28 protein-coding genes are annotated in these 24489 nt (G+C 34.1%); 6 read left to right on the top strand and 22 right to left on the bottom strand.

The window, feature by feature from the left end; translation table 11 throughout:
* Positions 1-302: 302 nt before the first annotated feature.
* Positions 303-950: a cyclic di-AMP binding protein CbpA gene (gene cbpA / locus DN389_RS24270; RefSeq protein ID WP_001220512.1), complete on the bottom strand. Its 648-nt coding sequence runs from the start codon at positions 948-950 to the stop codon at positions 303-305.
* A gap of 244 nt (positions 951-1194) precedes the next feature.
* On the opposite strand from cbpA, the gene DN389_RS24265 reads away from it, so the two are divergent.
* The 3 genes from DN389_RS24265 to DN389_RS24255 all read left to right on the top strand — a co-directional run bounded on the left by DN389_RS24265 (position 1195) and on the right by DN389_RS24255 (position 4064).
* On the top strand, positions 1195-2064 hold the full coding sequence (locus DN389_RS24265; protein ID WP_088121936.1) for a hypothetical protein: 870 nt from the start codon (positions 1195-1197) through the stop codon (positions 2062-2064).
* A 208-nt stretch (positions 2065-2272) separates the two neighbouring features.
* Positions 2273-3580 carry a hemolysin family protein gene (locus tag DN389_RS24260; RefSeq protein WP_149237698.1) on the top strand — a complete coding sequence of 436 codons (1308 nt, stop codon included), beginning with the start codon at positions 2273-2275 and terminating at the stop codon, positions 3578-3580.
* A 1-nt stretch (position 3581) separates the two neighbouring features.
* On the top strand, positions 3582-4064 hold the full coding sequence (locus DN389_RS24255) for a DUF456 domain-containing protein (RefSeq protein ID WP_060488524.1): 483 nt from the start codon (positions 3582-3584) through the stop codon (positions 4062-4064).
* 25 nt (positions 4065-4089) lie between these two features.
* Here the strand turns inward: DN389_RS24255 and DN389_RS24250 are convergent, their stop codons facing one another.
* From DN389_RS24250 to cls, 4 genes are all read right to left on the bottom strand, one after another.
* Positions 4090-4710, bottom strand: a complete 621-nt coding sequence (locus DN389_RS24250; RefSeq protein WP_098190186.1) for an NAD(P)-dependent oxidoreductase — start codon at positions 4708-4710, stop codon at positions 4090-4092.
* A 245-nt stretch (positions 4711-4955) separates the two neighbouring features.
* Positions 4956-5135, bottom strand: coding sequence for a hypothetical protein (locus tag DN389_RS24245; RefSeq protein WP_001045960.1), 180 nt, complete (start codon positions 5133-5135; stop codon positions 4956-4958).
* A gap of 188 nt (positions 5136-5323) precedes the next feature.
* The gene (locus DN389_RS24240; protein WP_000340549.1) at positions 5324-5782 is read right to left on the bottom strand and encodes a spore coat protein; all 459 of its coding nucleotides are present in this window, start codon (positions 5780-5782) and stop codon (positions 5324-5326) included.
* Between the two features lie 31 nt (positions 5783-5813).
* Complete coding sequence (cls, locus tag DN389_RS24235; RefSeq protein ID WP_142354647.1) at positions 5814-6998, bottom strand: cardiolipin synthase; 1185 nt, start codon at positions 6996-6998, stop codon at positions 5814-5816.
* A gap of 160 nt (positions 6999-7158) precedes the next feature.
* Between cls and DN389_RS24230 the strand changes: the two genes are divergently transcribed.
* Positions 7159-7245, top strand: coding sequence for a YjcZ family sporulation protein (locus DN389_RS24230; RefSeq protein WP_000505094.1), 87 nt, complete (start codon positions 7159-7161; stop codon positions 7243-7245).
* Positions 7246-7371: 126 nt separating this feature from the next.
* Here the strand turns inward: DN389_RS24230 and DN389_RS24225 are convergent, their stop codons facing one another.
* The 8 genes from DN389_RS24225 to cotH form a co-directional block, all read right to left on the bottom strand.
* On the bottom strand, positions 7372-7878 hold the full coding sequence (locus DN389_RS24225; protein ID WP_000141167.1) for an acyl-CoA thioesterase: 507 nt from the start codon (positions 7876-7878) through the stop codon (positions 7372-7374).
* 195 nt (positions 7879-8073) lie between these two features.
* Positions 8074-8967, bottom strand: coding sequence for a TIGR03943 family putative permease subunit (locus DN389_RS24220; RefSeq protein WP_098803026.1), 894 nt, complete (start codon positions 8965-8967; stop codon positions 8074-8076).
* Positions 8968-8970: 3 nt separating this feature from the next.
* A complete protein-coding gene (locus DN389_RS24215; RefSeq protein WP_000418724.1) occupies positions 8971-9867 on the bottom strand; it encodes a permease in 897 nt (298 codons plus the stop codon).
* Between the two features lie 198 nt (positions 9868-10065).
* Positions 10066-11007 (bottom strand): magnesium transporter CorA family protein, encoded by a 942-nt coding sequence (locus tag DN389_RS24210; RefSeq protein ID WP_000932392.1) that lies wholly within the window; start codon positions 11005-11007, stop codon positions 10066-10068.
* A 184-nt stretch (positions 11008-11191) separates the two neighbouring features.
* Positions 11192-12571 (bottom strand): putative polysaccharide biosynthesis protein, encoded by a 1380-nt coding sequence (locus DN389_RS24205; RefSeq protein ID WP_046954954.1) that lies wholly within the window; start codon positions 12569-12571, stop codon positions 11192-11194.
* A 96-nt stretch (positions 12572-12667) separates the two neighbouring features.
* A complete protein-coding gene (gene uptA / locus DN389_RS24200) occupies positions 12668-13270 on the bottom strand; it encodes an undecaprenyl phosphate transporter UptA (protein WP_000881203.1) in 603 nt (200 codons plus the stop codon).
* 104 nt (positions 13271-13374) lie between these two features.
* A complete protein-coding gene (locus tag DN389_RS24195) occupies positions 13375-13992 on the bottom strand; it encodes an NUDIX hydrolase N-terminal domain-containing protein (protein WP_046959209.1) in 618 nt (205 codons plus the stop codon).
* 106 nt (positions 13993-14098) lie between these two features.
* Positions 14099-15175, bottom strand: a complete 1077-nt coding sequence (cotH, locus tag DN389_RS24190) for a spore coat protein CotH (protein ID WP_149237697.1) — start codon at positions 15173-15175, stop codon at positions 14099-14101.
* A gap of 181 nt (positions 15176-15356) precedes the next feature.
* Here cotH and exsB point away from each other — a divergent pair, with 181 nt between their 5' ends.
* Positions 15357-15935, top strand: a complete 579-nt coding sequence (exsB, locus tag DN389_RS24185) for an exosporium protein ExsB (protein ID WP_088121931.1) — start codon at positions 15357-15359, stop codon at positions 15933-15935.
* A 45-nt stretch (positions 15936-15980) separates the two neighbouring features.
* On the opposite strand, the gene DN389_RS24180 is transcribed toward exsB, so the two are convergent.
* From DN389_RS24180 to DN389_RS24155, 6 genes are all read right to left on the bottom strand, one after another.
* Positions 15981-16592 (bottom strand): phosphoserine phosphatase 1, encoded by a 612-nt coding sequence (locus DN389_RS24180; protein WP_149237696.1) that lies wholly within the window; start codon positions 16590-16592, stop codon positions 15981-15983.
* Between the two features lie 13 nt (positions 16593-16605).
* Positions 16606-17151 carry a short-chain dehydrogenase gene (locus tag DN389_RS24175; protein WP_098190188.1) on the bottom strand — a complete coding sequence of 182 codons (546 nt, stop codon included), beginning with the start codon at positions 17149-17151 and terminating at the stop codon, positions 16606-16608.
* Between the two features lie 12 nt (positions 17152-17163).
* Positions 17164-17580, bottom strand: a complete 417-nt coding sequence (gene fosB, locus DN389_RS24170; protein WP_097858507.1) for a FosBx1 family fosfomycin resistance bacillithiol transferase — start codon at positions 17578-17580, stop codon at positions 17164-17166.
* A gap of 58 nt (positions 17581-17638) precedes the next feature.
* The gene (locus DN389_RS24165; RefSeq protein WP_046954959.1) at positions 17639-19300 is read right to left on the bottom strand and encodes a peptide ABC transporter substrate-binding protein; all 1662 of its coding nucleotides are present in this window, start codon (positions 19298-19300) and stop codon (positions 17639-17641) included.
* 84 nt (positions 19301-19384) lie between these two features.
* Positions 19385-20389 (bottom strand): DUF2628 domain-containing protein, encoded by a 1005-nt coding sequence (locus DN389_RS24160; protein WP_149237695.1) that lies wholly within the window; start codon positions 20387-20389, stop codon positions 19385-19387.
* A 7-nt stretch (positions 20390-20396) separates the two neighbouring features.
* Entirely contained in the window at positions 20397-20849 is a 453-nt protein-coding gene (locus DN389_RS24155; RefSeq protein WP_000283888.1) for a methylated-DNA--[protein]-cysteine S-methyltransferase, read from the bottom strand.
* 133 nt (positions 20850-20982) lie between these two features.
* Here DN389_RS24155 and namA point away from each other — a divergent pair, with 133 nt between their 5' ends.
* Positions 20983-22020: an NADPH dehydrogenase NamA gene (gene namA, locus DN389_RS24150; protein WP_001083629.1), complete on the top strand. Its 1038-nt coding sequence runs from the start codon at positions 20983-20985 to the stop codon at positions 22018-22020.
* A gap of 297 nt (positions 22021-22317) precedes the next feature.
* Here namA and DN389_RS24145 read toward each other — a convergent pair whose 3' ends face one another.
* From DN389_RS24145 to DN389_RS28550, 3 genes are all read right to left on the bottom strand, one after another.
* The gene (locus DN389_RS24145; RefSeq protein ID WP_046954961.1) at positions 22318-22809 is read right to left on the bottom strand and encodes a DinB family protein; all 492 of its coding nucleotides are present in this window, start codon (positions 22807-22809) and stop codon (positions 22318-22320) included.
* A gap of 509 nt (positions 22810-23318) precedes the next feature.
* Positions 23319-23978 carry an oxidoreductase gene (locus DN389_RS24140; RefSeq protein ID WP_001042750.1) on the bottom strand — a complete coding sequence of 220 codons (660 nt, stop codon included), beginning with the start codon at positions 23976-23978 and terminating at the stop codon, positions 23319-23321.
* Between the two features lie 115 nt (positions 23979-24093).
* A complete protein-coding gene (locus tag DN389_RS28550; protein ID WP_179874300.1) occupies positions 24094-24243 on the bottom strand; it encodes a hypothetical protein in 150 nt (49 codons plus the stop codon).
* Positions 24244-24489: the final 246 nt, after the last annotated feature.

The raw sequence follows: 24489 nt of genomic DNA, 5'->3' as shown, positions 1-24489 counted from the left end.
CTTATTTTTACTCTAATTATTAATTTTTGATTTTTTTGAATTTTCAACTCATTAGAGTGGTATTGCGTGGAGTATAGTTGTCAGACCTCTTTGTTTTTATCACACATATAGTAACATATTTAGTTGAAAAATAAAAACATATTTTCAAATTGATTTTTTTGAAAATCAAAATTATCTACATTTTTTATTCTTTTACACAAATATTGTTACAATCTCGACTTTTATCCTATCATTATTTTTAAATACCTTTATTCAAGTAACATAACAAAAACCATCCAACATAATTAGATGGCTTTTGCATGTTACTCTATCGTTTCAACTTCGCGTGGATTTTTCATCTCTTCCACATACACAACTCTAAATCCGTGATCTTCTAAATCTTTCAGTAACGTCTCTAATTCACCGTCGTTAAACTCTTCTCCTAATGTAAACATAATTCTCCGAACTAATAAGGCGTCATTATCAAAAGTCATTAAACTTTGGATACCTGTATATTTCTTTAATACTGTCGATAATTTTTGAATGGCCCCATTATAATCTTGTGTCCCAATCATGACAGAATATTTACTAGAATGAACGCCCCAAGCATCTTCTAATAACTCGAAAACCTTTTTATGCGTTAAAATTCCAAGAAAGACTCCATTTTCATCAACTACTGATAAATAAGGTAATTTTTTTATTGTAAAAAACACTTTAAAGAACGAAGAATCTTCTCTAACATAACCTTCTTTATCATTTAATAATTGTACTACACTCTCTTCCAGCGAACCTTTATATTCTAAAATATCTACTTTGTATACATTCCCTAAATATTTCTCTTTTTTTTCATCTAAAACTGGTACACAACGATACCCAGTTTTATTTAAATGCTCCAGTGCTTCCCCTATCGTAATTGAACTTGAGCAAAATAAAACTTCCCTTTTCGGCACATAATTCCCTTTAATCCTCATAAACAGCCTCCTTATGTTAAAATACTTTCTGTGCCATAACTATATTATATTTTCAGAAAAAAATAAATAATTTATTTTATTTTTCTGAAAATTATTCATTTTCTTGTCATAATTTATTCACGTTTCATTCACTTATATCCCCTACAATACTAAATTTCTTTAAGAAAAATATATTGTAACTTACGCCGAAAAAAGCTAAAATAAGAATAAGAATTTTCTGAATATTCTAAGAGTAGGTGGTTACATGTCTTTATTGCGCTCACATATATGTAAATTTATCGTTGGTGTTCTCATTATATTTATCATTAGTCCTATTCCTGCATTATTCATTACACATAAATACTCATACATAACTGGCTTTATAAGCATTTTTCATAACTTCGCACAACTTTCTTCTATGACAATTCCAAAGATTGATTGGATGCACGAATCTATCTTTTTCTCAGCAAATCAAATGGTTCATACTTCTAATCATTCAACACCGTTATTCCCTTACATATGGGAAATATATTTTTTATCGATTGTTCGTTTTACCTTTACTCTTGCGATTGGATTCTTTATCAGCTTAGGGATCGGCCATTTATTTTTTAAAGCACCTCAATCGGTTAAGAAGTTTACTTCTTTATTAAAATGGATACCGTACTCTTTTTGTACTGTATTATTACAATGTTCAGTCTTATTGCTACTCCTATACATCGCAAAATTGATAAAGCTTCCTTACTACTCATCTTTTATCATCGTTTGTAGTACTTCCATGATTATTGTTATGCAAGCAATAAAAAAGTGGGTTCCTTTCTTAAGTAACACCAATGAATATGAAATAAAACAATCTTCTTTCCTTGTAGATACATTGTTTTTAGCGCTTACTTCGAATCACAAATCTATTCTAGGTTCCATTATTCTTTCATTCGTTATTATGGAATGCGTTTTTCATGCAAGCGGACTATTGCAATTTGTCGTTCAATTCGGTGGAAATGCACCTGTTATTGTTACAATTAGCTTATTACTTTTGTATATCCCGTATTGCATACTCTCTTTCCTTCAAACACTATGGACGACAAATCACGTTAAACAACAATCATACGCTTTAACGAGAAGTATTCCAAAACCTTAATTTGAAATAACCCTCTATAATCTGAAAGTAGGGGGTTATTCCTTTTGTATAGCGGACAAAATAACAGCAAATTCAAAAACTATTGCAGAAACATACCAATATTTGCCCTTTTTCTTTGACTATTCTTTTCGTTTGGATTTATTATAAAAGTATAACATAATCGCAGGAGGTGACATCTTTATTCCAAACTACGGAATAGAGAACACACTTGGACATATTAAATATTTTTCTCATCTTTGTGCTCATCCTTATTTCCGGCTTTTTCGTTGCATCAGAATTCGCTGTTGTAAAAGTACGAAAAAGTCGCATTGACCAACTTGCAAATGAAGGAAATAAACAAGCTTTAGCTGCAAGAAGTGTCCTATCTAATTTAGATGTTTATTTATCAGCTTGTCAGCTCGGGATTACGATTACTTCTTTAGGGCTTGGTTGGCTTGGTGAACCGACTGTGGAACATTTACTACGACCGCTCTTTGAAAAGATTAATATTACTGGAACAATGGCGAATACTTTATCCTTTATTATTGCTTTTAGTGTTATTACATTTTTCCATGTTGTATTAGGTGAATTAGTTCCAAAGTCTTTCGCTATTCAAAAAGCAGAAGCAATCACACTTAAGTTTGCACGACCACTTATTTTATTTGATAAAATTATGTATCCATTCATTTGGCTACTTAATAGTACGGCAATCTTTTTCACAAAACTACTCGGTTTAGAGCCTGCGAAAGAAAATGAACTTGCCCATTCTGAAGAGGAACTACGACTCATTTTAGGTGAAAGTTTCAAAAGCGGCGAAATAAACCAAACCGAATATAAATATGTAAATAATATTTTTGAATTTGACGACCGGGTCGCGAAAGAAATTATGGTCCCTCGTACAGAAATGATTTGCTTATCTACTGAAAATACGTTAGAAGAGAATATGGATATCGTCGCAACTGAAAAGTATACACGCTATCCGATCATCGAAAAAGATAAAGATGATATTATCGGTATGATCAATACGAAAGAAGTATTTCACGATCAAACGAAAGGCATTCATAAACCACTTGAATCTTACATACATCCAGTACTAACTGTATTTGAAACTGTTCCAATTCGCAAAACATTAGTACATCTACAAAAGAATCGCGTTCAGATGGCAATCGTTATGGATGAATATGGTGGTACTGCTGGACTTTTAACAATGGAAGATATTCTTGAAGAAATCATTGGAGAAATTCAAGATGAGTTTGATGCGGATGAATCACCTATGATTGAAAAACGTACGCCGAAGCTTACTGTTTTAGATGGGAAGGTACTCATTTCTGAAGTAAATGATATGTTTGGCCTGCATATTGATGATAGCGATTTAGATACAATTGGAGGCTGGCTCCTCTCTCAAGCAGTTGATTTAAATATTGAAGCTGGTTATTGCATTGAATTTGCCGGTTTTCAATTTAAAGCACTAGAACTTGATGGACATCAAGTGAAAAAAATTGCGGTACATAAATTAGACACGAAGAAGGAGTTATAAAGTGACAGTATTATTAACAATCTGTATCATTGCCTGTTTCATTGTTTCATTTCTCGCCTTTATTTATCCTATCATTCCAGGCATCCTTGCTGTCTGGGCTGGATATTTAATTTACCATTTTGGTATAAATAGCGGAGAACTAACAACTTCCTTTTGGATTATTCAAGTCATTTTCACACTATTTATTTTCATTGCTGATTTTATTGCAAATGGATATTTCTTAAAGAAATACGGGAGTTCTAAATGGGGAGAGCGTGTCGGTATGATTTCTATCATTGTCGGATCTTTCTTCTTCCCACCATTCGGTTTAATTATCATACCGTTCTTATCGGTATTTATTACAGAGCTAATGCATAAAAAAGCGCCAAAAGACGCCTTTCTAGTAGGAGTTGCTACTGTAGTTGGTTTTTTAAGCAGTACAGTAGCGAAAGCTATTCTCCAAATGATTATGATTCTCATATTTGTATGTTATATCATCTTTTAACCATCCCAATTTCGGGATGGTTTTTTTAATATGAAATACCTACTCGACTATTCTCATATTTGTTTTCACTACACAGATTCCACGTAAATTGCGCTGTATCGCCAACTGTTATTTTCTCTCCTCCTTCTGGTAATACATCTTTTTCAGTTCGATACACTCCTGTCACATCACCGTCTATTAAATGCGTCGGACAAACGACCGTCCAACATAAATTACTACTACTAAGTATCTTATATGCAGCTAAATGATCTTCTGCTGCTGTTGTCATTTTCCTTTTTGATTCAGCTGATTGAAAACGATATAAATTTAGATTTGTTCTTGCTTGTAAAATACCTGCTGTTCCTATTGTAATGATTTTATGTACCCCTTCTTCTTCCATTTGCTTTATAATTTGTGGCATACTCTTCGCTAACGTTCCATTTCGATCCGTACCAAGTGCACTTATTACTATATCGCTTCCTTCTATCGCTTTCTTTATATCATTTTCATTTAGTACATTACCTTCTATTACTCGTAACCTTTCATGTTGTATTTCTATTCTATTTAAATCACGTGCTAATGCAGTTACTTCAGCTGCATCCTTTAATGCTAATTTTATTATATTTGAACCTACTCGACCTGTTGCTCCTAATATACATACTTTCATTTGTTTTCCCCCTTTTTCATTCTTTCTCTATTTTTCAATAATTTTAATCAATTTTCAACAAAAAAGCTTCCTCATATATAAGAGGAAGCTTTATTATTATTTTACCCCGCCTTAACGGGCAGTAAGACCCCACCTCAAAATTTAGTAAAACCAAAGAAGTTAGGTGGGGATCAACTGCCCGTAAAAGCCCGATTGGTTCAACTAATAATCAGTGGGGGATGCCCCCCACTGATTAAAGTTTCACTTTATTTCTTTTCTTTAGAATCGGTAGACTTCTCAGTTCCACTTGTTTCTTTATCCTTTTTGTCCTCTTGTTGTGTTGTTGTATCGTCTTCTTTCTTCTTGTCCTCGCCTTTACTACAACCTACCATTAATAAAGAACTTGCAAGTGCCATAGCAGTTAATGATTTAACCCATTTGTTCATTTGCGTTTCCTCCTTTAGATAGAATATGTACAACCCCCATATTACTCTCTATTTTTAAAGGAAAGATTGAAAAATAGTAAATAAACGGTAAATATTTGTAAATTTTCTAATAATAGATATGTACACCTAGTCTATTTTTCTCCATGAAAAGTAAAAAACTAAGGCGCCTATCTTTCCGCCTTAGTTTCTTATGCAAACTTCTCATTTTCATATACATGTTTAATCTTATACTCTTTCTTCACAACATATTGCCATACACTATAGGCATAACGATTCATTTTCAGGAAGCAATTTTCTAAAAACGAGCGGAATTCTGGATTCGCAACTTCAACTGCCACTTGAGCGAACTTTAATGCTAACCGTTTTAAATGCGAAATATAACAAGTTGCAATAAGGATATCCCCTGTATATTTACTATCAGTTTCCTTTTCCATTTCATGAAAATGAGATGAAATTGGTTCACAAGTTATATGCTGTACATTCTCTCCTTCTTGAAAATTCACTTGTTCATTATACGCTTGCAACATATATGGTAAATGATGCTGTAATAGCTCTTTTAATTCTTCGTCTCTTACCTCTCCTGTATACTCCCCAACCTTATAAATAAGCATATAACTATACCTCATTAATTCTTTCATACAATCCATGAAAATACCTCCCTTCTCTTTTGTCTATATGTTATAAATATGATGCTATAACATTTGCTATTCTTGCTAAAAACCAATCCCACTTACCAATTTTCTCAAAGTCTTCTTCTGAAAATCTTTTTGATTTATGAAAGTCTTCTTTTAATCGGTTCCATACGTCAGCAACAACTGTTGTATCATATATGATACAGTTAGATTCACAATTTAAATAAAAACTTCTATTATCAAAATTCGCTGTACCTATATCAACAATTTCTCCATCAATGATTGTTACTTTCCCGTGAAAAAAACCATTCCGATATTGATAAATCTCCGCTCCAGCATGGTTCATCTCTCTCAAATACGGATAGGCAGCTTGTTTTAACAATACTGCGTCGCTTTTAAATGGTACGAGAATTTTCACATTGACACCTCGGTTTAATGCACCTTTTAACTCTTTCATCATTTCTTTACTTGGTACAAAATATGGCGTAGCAATAATTAAAGACTTTTTAGCCTGCTTTAAAAGCGCTCCATATTTTTCCCATAACCCTTTTCCATCTGAAAATAAATATTGATATTTTACATGCCCAATTGCAGGTAGACTTTTATGTATAGGCATTTTTTCTCCCGTATCTTCTTTCCAGTCAGCAGCAAACTTTCTTTCCATATCCGTGGCGCCATTCCCCTTAACTCGTACATGATAATCACGCCACGGGCCAAATTTCGAATCTTGTCCAAGGTACTCCTTTCCAATGTTAAAGCCGCCGATATATGATACTTTTCCGTCAATCGTAACAATGCGTCTATGGTTTCGTTGATGCAACGAATAGAATAAATGTTTCAATTTAGGTTTTTTACTAAACGTAAACTGGACACCATTGCTTTTTAGTTGACGAATTATCTTTTTCTTCAGCTTATATCCACCTATTCGATCAACTGACAATTTTACTTCTACTCCACTCGATGCCTTTTTCTCAAGCAACTGCAAAAATTCTTTGCTTATTTCATCTTTACCTACAATATAAAAATGGATATATATGTACTTTTCTGCATTGCGTATATCCTCAAACAATTTCGTATATAACTCTTCACCGTTCGTATATAGTTGAAATTCACCTAATTGAACTTGTCCTAATTCATATTCACTAGCCATCTTTTTCCCCATTTCCACATCGATGTTCATCCAAATGAATACACCTATTAAACAAAGGATTACAACGAAAAAGTGTTTCATGGATATTTTCCTTCCTCCACTTACTGTTATTTCTATATCTTCCCTTTTTTAATACAATATCATTCAAGAAAATATGTCATTACATGATATATGTCCATATCAAACGATAGCTCATTTGCATATTGTATGTTGTATCTTAAAATAAAAGGAGGAAATAACAATGGGCTTCGCACATGGTAATGGATTCGCGCTATTAGTCGTATTATTTATCCTCTTAATCATCGTCGGTGCTGCTTGCTTCTGCTAAGTAGTTATCGTCATATGATATGTGGATGAAAAAACTATAAAAGCGGACACCTATTTTTAGGTGTCCGCTTTTCATATGAAAAATATTTCCGTTTGTTATTGTACCTTTAACGACTACATATTCAACTCAAAAAGTTAATAATGTAGCTACTTTCTTACTCTCCGCCTTACGTATGTGGCGTTGTTCTGCACGTAACACTGCAATGCGATGTAATTCTTTCTCTTCTTCTGTTTCAGGGATAACTCGCGGCACAGGAACCGGATTATTTTCCTTACTAAGCGCAACAAAAGTAACAAATGACGTTGCTGCGATACGCTTCTCACCTGAGATTAAATCTTCTGCTACTACCTTCACAAACACTTCCATCGAAGTTCTACCCGTCCAAATTACAAAGGATTCATAACTAACACAATCTGAAGAACGAACAGGATGTAAGAAATCTACCCAATCCATAGATGCTGTGACACATTCTTTTCTTGCGTGCCTTGTTGCCGAAATAGAAGCAACCATATCCATCTCGGCTAATATCTTCCCACCAAATAGCGTATTATGATCGTTTAAATCTGTTGGAAATACTCGGCTCGTTTTAAACACTCTAGACTCATTAGCTGTTTTCCCTTTTACTTCAGTCATTGTTATCACCTCTTTGATTATTTAACCCGCTATTTGCAGACATTAAGACTCCCACCAAAAAATTCGGCTGGAGCAAAGAAGTTCGGTAAGAGTTCCATTTCCCATTAACACTAGAACGGTATGAGCTTACTATCACTACACGTTTAATATTAACAACATTCAGAACTCTTAGTCCACAAAAAAGAACCGATGTTATCAATCGGCTCCTCTAAATACATATTGTTCTTTTGGCGGTTCAACCTTATTCCATTTCGTTACTTCTAATACAGGGATATTCGCATGAAAGGGCTGATAAAATTCAGTAGAAATTTCTCCCTCTATTTGAATCCAATCATCGTTTTTCCATTCTACACCTTCTGGCTTTTTCACTAACATACCATATACACCCGAATCCGCTACACAATGTATAATACCGAAACGGAATAAGAAATATTGTTCTTTTTTAGAAGAATCATCTTTGAAAACAAACCCTTTAAAAGATAATTGTTTCCCAGTAAACTCGCCTGGATAATTATAAATTGTTTCCATTCCCTTTAGGAAATTTTCATCATTTAAAGTTACATTATCTTTCGTTACAAACTCTTTCTTCCCTTTTTCCATTACACCACGGTATCCTTCTTTTCCGTAATAAATACTTGTGTCTGGTCTTAAAAATTGTCTTGTCATAAATGGATCTTTACTTTCTGCTTGTGCTACTGGGAAATGAAATCCCTTCGCCTTAACAATATCTGAATCTAATGTTGCAATCGGGAAAAACAATCCTGAGACTATCGGAAAACAAAACAATGTGTACGAAAATGCTTTTTTCCACCATGTATTCTCATCTTTTGAATGATCATGCCCGCAATGGCTATGATCGCAACCACAATTGTGCTGTTCTTTTTCTTTTTCTTTTTCTTTTTCTTTTTCTTTTTGATGTTCTTTTTGGAATACGATAATAATTTGAACGACCGTTAAAAACCCTAAAATAATAGCTGCTGTTGTTGATAAATAAGCATACTTCATATTGATATACTTCGTAATATTACCGGAAATATGAAGCTGCGCGATTAAGATTGTAAAACCTAATAATATATATGCTCGAAACATAACCTACCACCCCATCGCATAAATGAGTAGTGAGCTTGCATAAACAACAAGTGTAACTGTAACAGTAACGACAATTACAAATTTTGTTTTAAATGTCGCAAGCATCATAAACATATTTTTAATATCCACCATCGGTCCATATACGAGGAACGCGACAAGTGATGCTGTTGAAAATGTACTTTGGAATGACGAAGCAATAAACGCATCCGCTTCTGAACAAAGTGATAAAATGTAAGCTAGTCCCATCATAACAGCTGGTGAAGAGAACGGCCCTTGTCCTATAGCAAGAAGTGTTGAAGTTTGTACGAACGTTTGAACTGCCGCTGCAATTAACGCACCTAATACTAAATATTTTCCCATCGAGAAAAATTCCTCAACAGCGTGTGTACATACATCCCACATTTTTTTACGTAATGGACGCTTATGATTCACTTCTGGGAAGTGATCATCTCGTAATTGATGTTCTTTAAACATAAATGATAATATAATTCCAACGATAATTGCTACGATAATCGCTACGATAGAACGATACCATACCATGTGCATACTACTTCCAAAGGCAACGTATGTTGCAAATAATACGACCGGATTAATAATTGGTCCAGTTAACATAAATGCAATCCCGGCATATGGTGGAACCCCTTTTCCGATTAACCGTCTTACAATCGGAACGATTCCACATTCACAACCTGGAAACATCATACCTAAAAAAGTAGCCATTAAAACAGACAGAAAACGGTTTTTCGGCATCCATTTCGCTACCATATCCTCTGTCACAAACATTTGAATGAATCCTGAAATAAATACACCAATGAGCACAAAAGGAAGTGCTTCGATCAATATGGAGATAAAGATTGTATTCATTTGCAGGAATGCTTTCGGTAATTGAAACAATTCCATGATGTATTTCCTCCAACTTTTCATTAACAATATGTAATTTTAACCCCATTTTATAAATTGGACAAGGCTTATACGGAATTCACTTCCTTCATATACATTACATTTTATAAGTTATATTCTATTCAAAACTTTCGATTTCATAGCAAAAAAGCTGCTCTAGCGCAGTTATATAACTATGCTAGAGCAGCTTTCTTCTCGTTAAAAGTAACGTTTCTTCCAAAAAACAAACGCTAATGTGAAAGATAGTGTTACACATATTATGAGTACAATTACAAAACCATGTGCTTCCCCTTCAAACGGAACCTTTACGTTCATTCCAAAGAAACTAGAAACCATCGTTGGTAACGATAAAATGATTGTAATAGACGTTAACAGTTTCATAACACTATTTAAATTATTTGATATAACGGAGCTAAAAGTATTCATCATTCCACTTAAAATGTGACTATATATTTCCGCCATTTCAATAGCCTGTTTATTTTCAATTAATACATCTTCTAATAAATCTTGATCGTCTTCATACATTTTTAAAAATGTACTGTTACGCATTAATTTTTGAATTACAATTTTATTCGCCTTTAATGATGTTGTAAAGTAAACTAAACTTTTTTCAAGGCCTAGCAATGTGAAAATCTCTTTATTTTTCATCGACTTATTTAATTGATGCTCTAAATCGATTGTTTTTCTGTTAATTTGCTTTAAGTATCTTAAATAATAAGTAGAAATCGTATATAAGAGCTGAAGTGCAAAGCGTGTCTTTTTAAACGTATAAAATTCTTTAATACGTTGATTAATAAAGCGTTCGAAAATTGGGTTTTCTTCTAAACAAATTGTCACAAAGCAATCTGGCATTACAATCATACCTATTGGAATCGTGTCATAAATCGAATTTCCTTCTTCATCATGTCTAACTGTTGGAATATCCACGATTATTAAGGTATTATTGTCTTCCTTTTCAATACGAGAGCGTTCTTCATCATCTAAAGGATCTTTAATGAAATCTAAGTCTACATTTAAAGTTTGTACTAGATATTGAATTTCTTCTTCCGTTGGATGAAGTACATTAATCCAGCAACCCTTTTGCATTTCCTCAACCTCTTGTAGTTTTCCGTTTCGGTCTGTTAAATAAATATTTAACATACTATCACCCCGATTCTTTTTACATGTAGGAATCTACCTCTCTTACATAACAGTTTTTGAACCGCCATTCTCAGCATATGAAACATACGTTTAAATTTCAATAGAAAAATTATTTTGAAAACGTTTTTATAAGAAAAATATTCTAAACAAAGAAAAAGACAGAGTGCTCTCTGCCTTAAAAAGCTTATGTTGCCTTTATAACATATTTAGAAAGCATCCACAAGTTAAAGCCAACTGAAATCGTATAACCAGCGTATGTTGAAATAATAAAACTTACATAATCGAAATACGGAAGCAATACGATATTTAAAACTATCTTTACAATAATGCCAATTACTAATCCTAGCACTGTTTTCTGTTGCTGATTAATTCCTTGTAACATCGCAGCTGTTACTGTAAAAAGCGAAAATAGTATACAGGCAGGAGCATAATACTGTAAAATAACTCTCCCCATCTCCGGATCATTTCCGGCACCAAATAAAAGAGTATATACTGGTTTTGCTAACAACATCATTCCAATCGCCGCTGGTACCGTAATACCCACTACTAATACATTCGTTCTCGTAAAATGTTTGTACAGTAACTTCACATTCCCTGCTGTATAGGCTTTTGTCATCTCAGGTACGAGAGACATACTAAAAGCAGTCGCAACGGAAACTGGGATGAGTACAACCATCTGAACAAGACCAATTATTGCATTTATCTTCTCCGCTTCTCCTTGCATATACCCTATTTGTATAAGTAGTTTATTAATTGTAAATGTATCAATCGTCTGATACAACGGAATTGCTAAACCAACCACAACAAACGGTATTGAATATGTAAAGAGCTCCTTATACAGTGAGAAGAAAGATTTCGTTGTTTGCGGAATACTTGCCATTTCTTTTTTCTTTAAGTGCTTTCTCCTTCTTATGTAATACGCACTTAAAACAGTTAATCCACCTATCGCTCCCATAAAAGCACCGAACGTTGAAATACCAACAGCTAGCGAGACAGAAGCTTTTAAAATATATAAAACGACAAAGCTTCCTATTAAAATGGTTAAGACCCGAAAAAACTGCTCAACAACTACACTTAAAGCAGAAGGCCCCATCGATTGAAACCCTTGAAAGAATCCCCTTAATAAACTCATTACCGGTACAAGTATTAACGCAAAACTTACAATTTGGATATTAGTAGTGACCGCTGCTACACTATTCCCTGTTTGATCATTTCCATCGATTACAAGTTTAGCTAAATGTGGAGCTAATATATATAGCGTAAAACATGAGATTACTCCCATTATTAACATAAAAAAGATACCGCTCTTTAGCACTCTCTTAACCGTATGATAATCATTCAGTTGATCATATTTTGATACCATTTTTGAAACGGCAAGTGGTAGTCCCATCGTCGCAATGCTGAGCATAATCGTATATGGGCGATAAGCATACGTGTATAAAACGTACCCACTCGTACCGACCATTGCTGTAAACGGTATAACATATATAAATCCTAACATTTTAGATATCATCGTTGCCATCGTTAAAAATATTGTTCCACGTATAAACGGTGACCCTTTCATCACATTCCTCCGCTACGCTTTATTATTACACATTATGGACAACTCCTTTTTTTTAGAACCGAAACAAATAAAAAAGCCAATGAAAAATCATTGACTTTAACGCGCTGCTTTTTTCTTTTTTAAATACTTTAAACCGAAGTATAGAGCAACAAAGAGAACAGCTCCTATAATTATGTAATGTGTGTAATCAGATGCATACTCTTTAATGTGTCGCCAATTTCCACCAAGCTTTTCACCTAAGTATATAAATAGTATTGACCATGGAATAATCGCAACTACTGTATACAGTGTAAATAGTTTTAACGGCATTTTAGCTAATCCTGCTGGAATAGAGATTGCATGACGTACGACTGGGATAAAGCGTGCAGAAAAGATCACTCCTGCCCCGTAACGCTTAAACCAACCTTCTGCTATGTCTAAATGGTGTTTATTAATAAGTAGGTATTTCCCATATTTCTCTACAACCGGACGCCCTCCGTAATATCCAAGCCAGTATAAAAAGATTTGGGCTAAAGTACCACCAATAGTTCCGGCGATAACTGCACCAACAAAACTAATTTTACCATCCGCTACTAAAAATCCAGCATACGAAAGTACAATTTCACTCGGGATAATTTCAATCATTAAAGCTAGCGCTACTCCAAAGTAACCTAAGCTTGCAAAAAATTGCAATAACTGATCTATTATGCTTGCTAACATTTTATTTTCTATCTCCTTTTTTCTTCACATACCATCTCATTATTACATAAAGGTCGCATTATGCCAATATCTTCATTTCAACAATATTATCGGCATAAGCATAATTAATCTATTAATGTTTCTTTTTGAGGTTCTTTCATGTAGGCAAACATTTCTTTAATTTGCTCTTCTGTATTTCTAGCAATCGATAAATTAGGCAATTCATTCTCACCAAAAAACTCCACATCTTCTGTTTCAATACTAGTTTTCTTTTCACCACCAATAATCTTACAGCTAATAAAAATTTTATATACGTGTGTTGCTGAAGGAGATGGTTGATGTTTTTCTTTATCAAATATAGCGAGTAGCTTAAAATCATCTACTTCATAACCCGTCTCCTCTAAAACTTCTTTTGCTGCTACTTCTGTTGGCGTATAACCGATATCGGCCCATCCACCTGGCAATGCCCATTTCCCATCACTTTTTTCTTTCACAAATAATAGTTTTTCATTTTGAAAAATGACTGCTCTTATATCAACTTTGGGTGTTTGATAGCCTGTCTCACTTGCAAATAACTTCTCTACTATTTCCCAATCTGTCTTTGTGTAATGTGACATCATTGAAATGGAAATATCCCGTAATTGTTGGAAACGCTCTATATCATACACATCTTTAGAATACGTTAAACCCGCTTGAGCTATAGCTTGTATTTGTTTTACCCAATCAATCCATTTTACCGTCATGTTTCCACATCCCCCATACTCTTTTAAGTGAATAGTAAGTCAGTTTTGTTGATACATCTTTATTATACAAAAAAAGAGATTGATAATGTTCCAATCTCTTTCAAAATTAATCCAATTCATGTAAGTGGTCTTGTATATACTTTCTTCTTTTATTTATATATTCATCGATCATATCAGCTTCTTGATCAAATGTTTCTAATTTTTCTTTCATATATGGATCTTGTAGTAAATATGGACGAATTGATTCACACAAACTTTCAACTTTCGGCATCATAAACGAAACGGTAAATTGTTCTTCTAATATTTCTTCCAAAATACTTCGGTATTGCTTTCTAAATACAGGTATATCTAACAATCTTGCACTTAACGTGTTATAACCTTGGATACGAATATACTCATGATTAAGTGGTCTCCCTTGTACATCTCGCCCCCAAGTCGCATCATAATCCCACGGTATCACTTCAAATAAATTTGTTTCATCGTTATGATATAGTGCATAGTTATGAACGAAACCATCAAAGTTTTGTGTAAAAATAACGCCAGCTAACCATCGTAAATATTTATCAACATGCAAAAACTTTCCAATTTCTTTTTCATAAGCTTCCCTCGACAAAGCATTCGCTTGAAATACAAATTCACTCAGCTGTTCTTCACTATTTTTATTCGAATATTTAAATTCATAACCCGCAAAGAGCTCGTTCTTAACATCTTTATCTCTCTCACTCATTAAAGAAAAATTCGCATCATCATCTATCGCATAATAAATAGAACCACTCGGTAATCCTCTATTTTTCAAAAAGTTTTCATCAACTGATTCTAACTGTAAATATACACCTTGAATTTGACCATTAATTTTTATAAATACATGTTGTGATTTTGGTGAAAGTACACCAATATCATGAAAAAAATCTAAAGATAATTTATTTCGTATGAGAGACGGATCCATAAACTCAGAATTTAAATGAATCTCTTTCGCACCTTGAAATTTTTTCGGTTTATAAAACATAACATGATAAGACTTTTTCTCAAATTCACGAATATGAGCACCCCGGTATACGATATCAATATCATACTTCTTTTTTCCATAAGTTAATTTTGCCGGCACTGGACTATCTGACCAAATGTCTTTTTTTAATTCCACTAAGTACATTGGATGAATAAAAAAATCATATGAAGGTAGCATATTTTCTCATCCCTTCTCAGTTCTCTTCATTCAATGTATGCACCTTGTCTTGTCCATACATCCGCTATCATCCATTTATATAAAATTACACTCTTGTCCTGTTCAGAAAGACGTCATATCTCATATCATGTTAAGGAAAAAGAATACCTTTTCAACTTAATACATGATAAGGAGGATTTCTATGAAACGTGATATTAGAAAAGCGGTTGAAGAAATCAAAAGTGCTGGGATGGAGGATTTCTTACACCAAGATCCAAGTACTTTTGAATGCGATGATGATAAATTCACTCATCATAATTGTACAACTGGATGTAAATGTACAACTGGGGGTAAATGTCCAAGAACAAGATGTACTCGCGTGAAACATTGTACGTTCGTTACAAAATGTACGCACGTAAAAAAATGGACATTTGTTACAAAATGTACTCGTGTACGCGTTCAAAAATGGACGTTCGTTACGAAAGTGACGCGTAGAAAAGAATGCGTTTTAGTTACAAAACGTACTCGCAGAAAGCATTGTACTTTCGTTACAAAATGCATACGCTTTGAAAAGAAATTTTTCTGGACAAAACGCAGTTTCTGTAAAAAATGCGAATTCTTCCCTCACGGACACGGTAGATCTTGCGATGATGATTGTGATCATGGTAAAGACTGTCACGATGACGGGCACAAATGGAATGATTGCAAAGGCGGACATAAATTCCCATCTTGCAAAAATAAGAAATTCGATCACTTCTGGTATAAAAAACGTAATTGCTAGTTTTTATGCCTACAAAAAAAGGCCGTTTTGCGGCCTTTTTTACGTTTATTGAAAGTGACTTATATCTGCAAATTGCTTCACTGCACCTTTCCCTTCTTCAAATTCTATTATACTTAGACTAGCACTATGCATAAATGGATCATCCCATACATTTTCTATTTCAATACCCGCAAAATGTCCTACAAGTAATTTTGCTGCTGCCGCATGAGAAACAATCAATATGTTTTGTCCTTTATGCTTCTCTAAAAGAAGCTGCATCCCTTCAATTACTCTTTCATAAACGGCCTCAAAATTTTCGCCTGATGTTGACTGAAAAAGATGTGGCTCATTCCAAAATAGATGTACTTCTTTCGGAAATTGCTTTTCTATATCCGCGATTGTTTGTCCTTCCCATATACCCATGTTGATTTCATAGAAATGTTCATCCGCTATAATGGGGATATCACGTTCCCCCTTTATTAACTCTGCAGTATGTAGGGTTCTTTCACTTGGACTACTATAGATCGCATGGATAGATAAATCTTTCATTCGATCTCCTAATTGCTTTGCTTGTAACATACCATTTTCAGTTAAAGCAGAATTTTTCCGCCCTTGCATTCGTTTCGCTACATTCCATTCCGTCTCACCGTGCCTTGTTACATATACAGTTGTTTTCATTTCACATTCCCCCTTACCATGTTGGCCGCAATTCCCACGGTTCTACTCGTCCTACAATCCATTCATCACATTTACTCTCAATTCCTTTTATTACCCCATCCGATATTTCTTCATGGGTAAGCCATCTCCCGTATGTATCTTCTAATATAAAACCTAATATTATTCTATGGTAGCTACATCGCGTACCACCTATTTTTTGTGCGGGTATACGCGACGCTTTACTACCTAAAATATGAAAAACGTTGTATGTTTCAGATGACAAATCCACTTCTCTACAAATGAATGACAACGTATCCTTCGCACTTGCGTGTACCCATGCGACAACTAATGTTATTGGGCCATTCTGCACAATTGTGCTTTTAATAGCTAGCTTTACATCGTCATCATTATGATAATCTAACGGAAGACATGTGATACTTTCTGGCGCAGCACTCTCTCGCTTAACATTTTCTAATTTCACTTCATCTCGTCCAATAATAGAAACATGAAATCCTTGCTCACAAAGCCACATAGAAACTCTCTTTAGCATTCCTGTTCCACCAATTACTAGCACATGCAACTTCTTCTCCCCTTAGTAAAATGTCATATGAGGTTTCTCATCTCTATAATAATTTAAACGGTCTTGCAGTGTCCCTGAGTGAAACTCAAATTTATGACCGTCAGGATCAACAAAGTATATAGATTCGCAATCTCTTACATCACGTTCTCTTCCTTGTAAAATATGAACATCATTTTCTTCTAATCGCTGTATTAGACATTTAAATTCTTCTTGTTCAACAGAAAATGCAATGTGCGTATACGATTGATGAATCTCATTTCTCGGAATATGTGTCTCTTCATTAAGCGCTATCCATACTCCACATATGTTAAAATACGCCAATTCCCTCCCTTTAACTAATAATTCTCCTTCTAGTACTTTTTCGTAAAATGTAATAGATTTTTCTAAATTAGACACTGAAAAACAAAGATGATTGATTCCCTTTACCAACTCTAATTCCTCCTATACAAATAAAAGATGAGTGAAAATTCACTCATCTTTTATTATACTATTTCTTTGTAACATATGCCCATTTATAACTGAAGTCCCCACCAAACGTATGATTAGCAATACCTTTTACAAATGGCTTCTCTAAATAAGCTGTACTTTGTTGGTACGTAGGAGAAATTGCTGCATCTTGACCAATTAAGATTTTTTCAGCTTCCGCAAGTGCATTCCAGCGTGCTTTATCATCTTTTAATAGCTCTCCTTTTGATTTCGCTACTAAATCATCATACTTCGGATTAGAATAATCCATTTCATTAAATGAGCTTCCAGTAACAAACATATCAATATAAGTCATTGGATCCGGATAATCAGGGCTCCATGCAGATAATGAGAATTCATATTGGAATTTCTTTTCTAAATCTAGCTTCTGCTTGTATGGTTGCTGTTTCAAATTCACTTTAATACCAGGCAAGTTTTTCTCTAGTTCTTCTTTAATAAAGTCGCCTACTTTTTTACGGCTACCGTTATCATCGTTTAGTAATTCAACCGTAATTGTATCTTGACCAAGCTCTTTCTTTGCTTCTTCCCATAATTTTTTTGCTTTCTCTGCATTATCTTTACTATCACGGAAGTTTTTATTTACAGAGCGGAAGTCTTTTCCATCTGGACCTGTCGTGAATTTTTCAGGTACTAAGAAATATGCTGGCAATGAACCGTCATTTAAAATAACATCAGCAATTCCTTTTTTATCGTATGCTAAATCAATCGCTTCACGTACTTTTTGGTTTTTAAATGTTGCATTTTTTTGGTTAAAACGCAAGAAATACATACGTGGATCTAACTTCGTTTTAAATTCATCTGGCTTATTCTTTTTATATTTATCAACAAATTCAGAAGTTAAAATAACTCGATCTGCTTGATCACTATCATATAAATTTACTCCCGTGCTTGTTTCCTTCACAATACTTACATTAATTTCGTCTAACTTTACAGTATCTTTATCCCAATAATTAGGGTTTTTCTTCAACTGATAATTTTGTTCATGTTTCCATTGACTCATTGTAAATGGTCCATTATATACTAATTTATCTGCTTCTAATCCGTATTTATCTCCTTGTCCTTTCACATATTTTTCATTTAATGGGAAAAATGTAGGGAATGATGTAAGCTCAAGAAAATAAGGTGCTGGTTGCTCTAATTCTACTACCAACGTTTTATCATCCTTCGCTTTAACACCCAATTGATCTGATGGTAATTCTCCTTTATTTACTTTCTGTGCATTTTTCACATCAAATAAAATGAATGCATATTCTGCCGCTATTGCTTTATCTAATGTACGTTGCCATGCATATACAAAATCTTGTGCTCGAACTGGATCACCATTTGACCATTTCGCATCACGTAATTCAAATGTATATGTCTTTTTATCTTCACTAATCTTCACATCTTTTGCCATGCCTGGTGTTGGTTTATTATCTTTATCTAGACGATATAAACCTTCCATTGCATTTACAAATACACGGAAAGATACAGAATCCGTTGATTTAGATGTATCCATTGAAGGAATTTCAGCTGTTTCTAGCAAATTTAAAACTTGTTTATCTGCCATTCCCTTATTCGATTCTTTCTTCGTTGTCGAAGCCTTCTCACCATTTCCACATCCTGCAACCAATACACTCGTCGTTAATACAAGTGCAGCAATTGTTGTTGTCTTTCTCTTCATTCTTCCTTCCCCCAATCTATATGTATAAGTTAAATCCTATATAATACATTTCATTATACAAAAGATTCTGATTATTTTAAATATTTATTTTAATAAACATAGAAAAAAGCGGTCAGAAATTTCTTTCCAGCCACTTTGTTGAATAGCATTTACTTGTAATCCCTCCTCTATATCAAATGGATTTTGGACCTTAAATATTTCTTCCATCATCTTCAAAAACTCTTCTTCATTTTTAGATTCACCGTTAACCGTAAGTGAGTATGGTTCCACTTCACCCAATTTATAATCGACAACAAATTGAATTTTCACCTTTTGCCTTGGCGTCCCAGCGTTATATCCTTGAAATTCTACTAATTCTAATCCTTCCGTTCCACGATAATATATCCAACCTGAATTTTGAAAATAATTTTCGAAAGATTCACCTATTGAAAAGAAAGGATATTCATAAAGCGAGCTTGTACGAACTTTTTGAATAACATCTCGATCAGTCGGAAAAAAGAAATGGCTAAAAAACATGCTAGCAACTGCTAAAATAGTAACAATTGTCGCTCCCATTTTGCTCGTTCCGCCACTATCATGGATGAGATAGTTTGAAACTGATTCATTTTTTATTTCTCTTGCTTTTATTCGATATATACGTCTTTCCGCAAATTGATAGTATAATCCATTTGCAAAAATCCCCATTCCAAACAAAATAAAAATAAGTAATAAAAACGTAAGAGGTACCATATTAATGATTGGCAACGCTACATTAAATCCCATATAATACGAAAATGCATCACACGCTACTAATAACAACATAAATAAAGCAGCTGGTACATAATACTTGCGATATCCTAGCCAACCTATATTGAAAATAGCAGCCCAACCATTCCAGCTCCACCTAGCAATCCGCTTATTCTCAAGCTCCCATTTCCTTTTGTAATACGGATATTGTCTCCCTACATATACTTCTAATTCTTTATCTATTAACGAGCTACCTTCATCTTGTTCATTATCCAAGTTTCGCTGACAACTTGCACAATTTAACTGTTCCTCCTCGCAAGGTTTTCCACAATTTATACATTTCAAAACAATCCCTCTTCCCATCCATACGTCATTTCAAAATACCTTCGTGATTTAATAACCACTCTTTCCTCCATAAACCGCCCGCATACCCAACAAGCTTCCCGCTCTTTCCTATTACACGATGACACGGAACGATAATTGAAATTGGATTACGACTATTTGCTCCTCCTATCGCTCGTACAGCTTTCGTATTTCCGACCTTCTCTGCAATATCTAAATATGAAGCACTTACGCCATAAGGGATAGTATAGAGCGCATCCCATACATTTTTTTGAAATGCTGTTCCCTCAGCAGACAGTGGGACCGTAAACTCTCTTCTTTTCCCCTTAAAATATTCATCTAGCTCATTTATACATTGATCTATCATTTCATTTTTATGTTCTTCTTGTCTCTCATCAACAAATATAACAGACGTAATTCCTTTATCGTTCGCTGTAATTTCCAGCAAGCCTAATTCACTTTCATAATAAGCCTGGTACATATGTCATCCTCCAATTCAATTCATATTAATTATTGTAACACGAATAGACAAAATTTTTCGTATAAGCGTTTTATTAGGGAAACAAAAACAAGAATGATAAAATGTAAGAAAATTAAATCTAGGAGGCTATTGGATGAATTCTGAACTTTTTTCACCTTATACAATTAAGGACGTTACATTAAAAAACCGTATCGTTATGTCACCTATGTGCATGTATTCATCAGAAAACGAGGATGGCCAAGTAACTAATTTCCATCACGTTCATTACGGAACAAGAGCTGCTGGTCAAGTTGGTTTAGTTATGATCGAAGCAACAGCCGTGTTACCTGAAGGAAGAATTTCTAATAAAGACCTAGGTATATGGGATGATAGCCTAATTGAAGGCTTACATAAAACGACAACTTTTATACATGATAACGGCGCAAAAGCCGCCATTCAACTTGCTCACGCCGGAAGAAAAGCTGAATTAGAAACGGATGCTCTCGCTCCATCCGCAATTCCGTTTAATGAAACTATGAAAATCCCAGTAGAAATGAGTATACAGCAAATAAAAAAGACCATATTAGCTTTTCAAGAGGCTGCAATACGATCCAAACAAGCTGGATTTGACGTTATTGAAATACACGGCGCTCACGGTTATCTTATTAATGAATTTCTTTCTCCACTTTCTAATAAACGGACTGATGAATATGGAGGTTCACCTGAAAATCGCTATCGTTTCTTACGTGAAATCATTGACTCAATAAATGAAGTTTGGAACGGACCGTTATTTGTTCGTATTTCAGCAAACGATTATCATCCTGACGGTTTAACGGTTCAAGATTACGTTCCATATACAAACTGGATGAAAGAACAAGGAGTAGATTTAATTGATTGTAGTTCTGGAGCTGTTGTTCCGGCACACATCGATGTATATCCCGGGTATCAAGTGCAATATGCTAAACATATTAAAGAACATGCTAACATTGCAACTGGGGCTGTTGGTTTGATTACGACTGGAGTACAGGCAGAACAAATTTTAAATAATAACGAAGCAGATTTAATTTTTATCGGACGTGAGTTACTTCGCAATCCTTACTTCCCAAGAATAGCCGCCAATGAACTTAGCTTTGAGTTAGAAGAACCGTATCAATACAAACGAGCACCGGGGAAAATTCATACGAATAAATAAAACCGAGAATAATATGTACTACTGAATCTAGAGGAATAAAAAGTATACTATAAGATAACGTATGTTATTTCATAATATCGTTTTAAGGTGGATCAACATTTTGCTTGATACACCTATTTTTTTATGTATTTATCTCCCGTTCTGAATATGTGACAGGGTTAAAAATCGAATTCCACAATCGTGATTACGAAAAAAAACAATTTCTCAGATTAAGTGAGAAATTGTTTTTTGATATAGTAGTATTCTACATATTAATTCGTTTGTTTAGTTTGAAACTCCAACAATTTTAAGTATCATTTACAAATAAGAACGATGCGCTGGCCATGAACCTTGAAGCTTGCGAAGTTGTACAATTTGTCCTGTATGATAAGCATCGTGCAAAAGGATGTTCATATATTGTTGCCAAATTGGTAGAGAAGGAGTTAATTGATTTAGTTCTGCTTCTTGGAGGGATATTAATGCAGATTGTAAGGCATCATGCACTTGAATTGTTCGCAACACTGTTTGTTGCCAAGCCCCCTCATCATTACGTCCACCTTGGACAAACGTTTCATCATTATTTTGTGGCGCCACAAATGTTTCATCTTGATGCAAGCGGGCAAGTAAGCGTTCTTTAAAGATAAGTAAATGGTTTACATTTTCCCAAATCGTATTACTAGCCTCTCCTTCTGGTTGCCAACATGCTTGCGCAGCAGTAAGGTCCTTTAACGCGTCTGATAAAGGTGGATACCATTCTTCTTCGTAAAACACTTGCTTAATTCCATTTTGCAACATTTCTTTTTTACTCATTCGTATATCCTCCTTTTGCAAATCTCCCAAAAATACGGAGTAGTACATATAGGACTTTTATATCTTCGGAACCCAATTCCCTTCAGATTTTACTCAAACAGATATAAAAACAGATTGTTTCCAAATAGAAAGTATATTCTATTTGATTTATTGGTATTACAAACAATGGATATATGATAGTAGTATATTTTCAAATGAAGTGAAACATTCTTATAAGACGAAATCATCCGTTAGTATAATACGACTCTAAAAATAGCATTGCAATAAACGAGGTCACTTGTCGTACAAGATCAAGAGTGTTAGAGACGTATAAAGTGAAACTTTAAACCGCGGGGGTTTTGCTGTCCACAAATAGCGGGATAAAAATGCGATTTGCATAATAAATTATCGTAAAAAAGGAGTGGGCTCCCCACTCCTTTTTTACTTTCTTATAATTGCTAAACTACATGTATTTACTATTCATTCAAGATTCAAACTTGATTTTTAATACATGCCATTTTTCTCGTTTTTTATTCTATCGTTGTAATTTCATTTGAGTTATAAATATAAATACCCGTTTCTTCTCTCAATGCAGTGATATACATCCCTTTCGCCACATCTTTCGCTGAAATTGGTTTATACTTTTTGAAAGCCCCTTTAAATATAAAAGGAATGATACGAGATAACTTTTCAGCCATTCGTTCACCGAAACGAAATTCTTGTCGATTTCCTACTAATAAAGATGGCCTAAAAATATGAATACCACCAATGACTAACTTTTGTAATTCCTCTTCCATTCTCCCTTTAACTTGCGAATAAAAGAAAAACGATTTAGGTTTTGCTCCCATTGAAGACACAACAAGGAAATTTTGTACCCCTTGTTTTTCAGCTAAACAAGCAGCTCGTAACGTATATTCATAATCTACCTTTTTGAAATTTGCCTTTGTTTTTGCTTTTTTGATTGTTGTTCCTAGACAACTAAATACGTCATCTACAGCAAAAAACTCTTTATATTCCTCTAACACCGAAAAATCTATTTGTTTTTGCTGTAACTTTTCATGTTGCCATTGCATTGGTTCCCTTACAAAAATAGTAACCGAATCGTAGTAATCTGATTCAAGTAATAGACGCGTTATCTCTTGTCCAACTAAACCACTTGCACCAAGTACTAACGCTGTTCGCTTATTCATATATGCATATACCTCTTATTTTACTTTTCTCTCCTTCAGTAAAATACAACTTTTAGGAGTTTCCTTCTCTCATTTTACCACAAGTAAAGCACTATGCGTACGCATAGTGCTTTACTCACTCTTTTTTCTCATCTTTCTCTCGCAATTTTGCTACTGTTGATGCATCTCCTAAATTACTTATTAATCTTCTTAAAAAAATTAAGACTAATGCTAATGGTAATACTACCGCTAATATCAATAAAATAGCTTCCATTAAGTAACCCAAACACTCATCCCCCTCTGCACCCTCCTTTCAAATATATGAACGTAGCGTTGTCACATATGCATGCATTCCTAAAAATAATACATCCAAATTTGACAACTTTATAACAAAAACAAATCGGAATGATTATTATTTATTGCAACTTTATAAAAGATGTATTATACTAAGTTCGCAAACTAAAACGTAATTATTCCGTTTTGTATTAAAATGATATTTTTCTTCTATAATTGGGGAAAATATATCCGTAAA

The organism is Bacillus sp. AY3-1 (genome assembly GCF_008368785.1).
Taxonomy (GTDB): domain Bacteria; phylum Bacillota; class Bacilli; order Bacillales; family Bacillaceae_G; genus Bacillus_A; species Bacillus_A wiedmannii.
This window is presented reverse-complemented; position numbering and strand designations above follow the sequence as displayed.

Bases quoted from the DNA above. Each gene is read 5' to 3' on its own strand.
- cbpA (WP_001220512.1), bottom strand. From the start codon at position 950: ATGAGGATTAAAGGGAATTATGTGCCGAAAAGGGAAGTTTTATTTTGC.
- DN389_RS24265 (WP_088121936.1), top strand. From the start codon at position 1,195: ATGTCTTTATTGCGCTCACATATATGTAAATTTATCGTTGGTGTTCTC.
- DN389_RS24250 (WP_098190186.1), bottom strand. From the start codon at position 4,710: ATGAAAGTATGTATATTAGGAGCAACAGGTCGAGTAGGTTCAAATATA.
- DN389_RS24245 (WP_001045960.1), bottom strand. From the start codon at position 5,135: ATGAACAAATGGGTTAAATCATTAACTGCTATGGCACTTGCAAGTTCT.
- DN389_RS24240 (WP_000340549.1), bottom strand. From the start codon at position 5,782: ATGGATTGTATGAAAGAATTAATGAGGTATAGTTATATGCTTATTTAT.
- cls (WP_142354647.1), bottom strand. From the start codon at position 6,998: ATGAAACACTTTTTCGTTGTAATCCTTTGTTTAATAGGTGTATTCATT.
- DN389_RS24230 (WP_000505094.1), top strand. From the start codon at position 7,159: ATGGGCTTCGCACATGGTAATGGATTCGCGCTATTAGTCGTATTATTT.
- DN389_RS24225 (WP_000141167.1), bottom strand. From the start codon at position 7,878: ATGACTGAAGTAAAAGGGAAAACAGCTAATGAGTCTAGAGTGTTTAAA.
- DN389_RS24220 (WP_098803026.1), bottom strand. From the start codon at position 8,967: ATGTTTCGAGCATATATATTATTAGGTTTTACAATCTTAATCGCGCAG.
- DN389_RS24215 (WP_000418724.1), bottom strand. From the start codon at position 9,867: ATGGAATTGTTTCAATTACCGAAAGCATTCCTGCAAATGAATACAATC.
- DN389_RS24210 (WP_000932392.1), bottom strand. From the start codon at position 11,007: ATGTTAAATATTTATTTAACAGACCGAAACGGAAAACTACAAGAGGTT.
- DN389_RS24205 (WP_046954954.1), bottom strand. From the start codon at position 12,571: ATGAAAGGGTCACCGTTTATACGTGGAACAATATTTTTAACGATGGCA.
- uptA (WP_000881203.1), bottom strand. From the start codon at position 13,270: ATGTTAGCAAGCATAATAGATCAGTTATTGCAATTTTTTGCAAGCTTA.
- DN389_RS24195 (WP_046959209.1), bottom strand. From the start codon at position 13,992: ATGACGGTAAAATGGATTGATTGGGTAAAACAAATACAAGCTATAGCT.
- cotH (WP_149237697.1), bottom strand. From the start codon at position 15,175: ATGCTACCTTCATATGATTTTTTTATTCATCCAATGTACTTAGTGGAA.
- exsB (WP_088121931.1), top strand. From the start codon at position 15,357: ATGAAACGTGATATTAGAAAAGCGGTTGAAGAAATCAAAAGTGCTGGG.
- DN389_RS24180 (WP_149237696.1), bottom strand. From the start codon at position 16,592: ATGAAAACAACTGTATATGTAACAAGGCACGGTGAGACGGAATGGAAT.
- DN389_RS24165 (WP_046954959.1), bottom strand. From the start codon at position 19,300: ATGAAGAGAAAGACAACAACAATTGCTGCACTTGTATTAACGACGAGT.
- DN389_RS24160 (WP_149237695.1), bottom strand. From the start codon at position 20,389: ATGGGAAGAGGGATTGTTTTGAAATGTATAAATTGTGGAAAACCTTGC.
- DN389_RS24155 (WP_000283888.1), bottom strand. From the start codon at position 20,849: ATGTACCAGGCTTATTATGAAAGTGAATTAGGCTTGCTGGAAATTACA.
- namA (WP_001083629.1), top strand. From the start codon at position 20,983: ATGAATTCTGAACTTTTTTCACCTTATACAATTAAGGACGTTACATTA.
- DN389_RS24145 (WP_046954961.1), bottom strand. From the start codon at position 22,809: ATGAGTAAAAAAGAAATGTTGCAAAATGGAATTAAGCAAGTGTTTTAC.
- DN389_RS24140 (WP_001042750.1), bottom strand. From the start codon at position 23,978: ATGAATAAGCGAACAGCGTTAGTACTTGGTGCAAGTGGTTTAGTTGGA.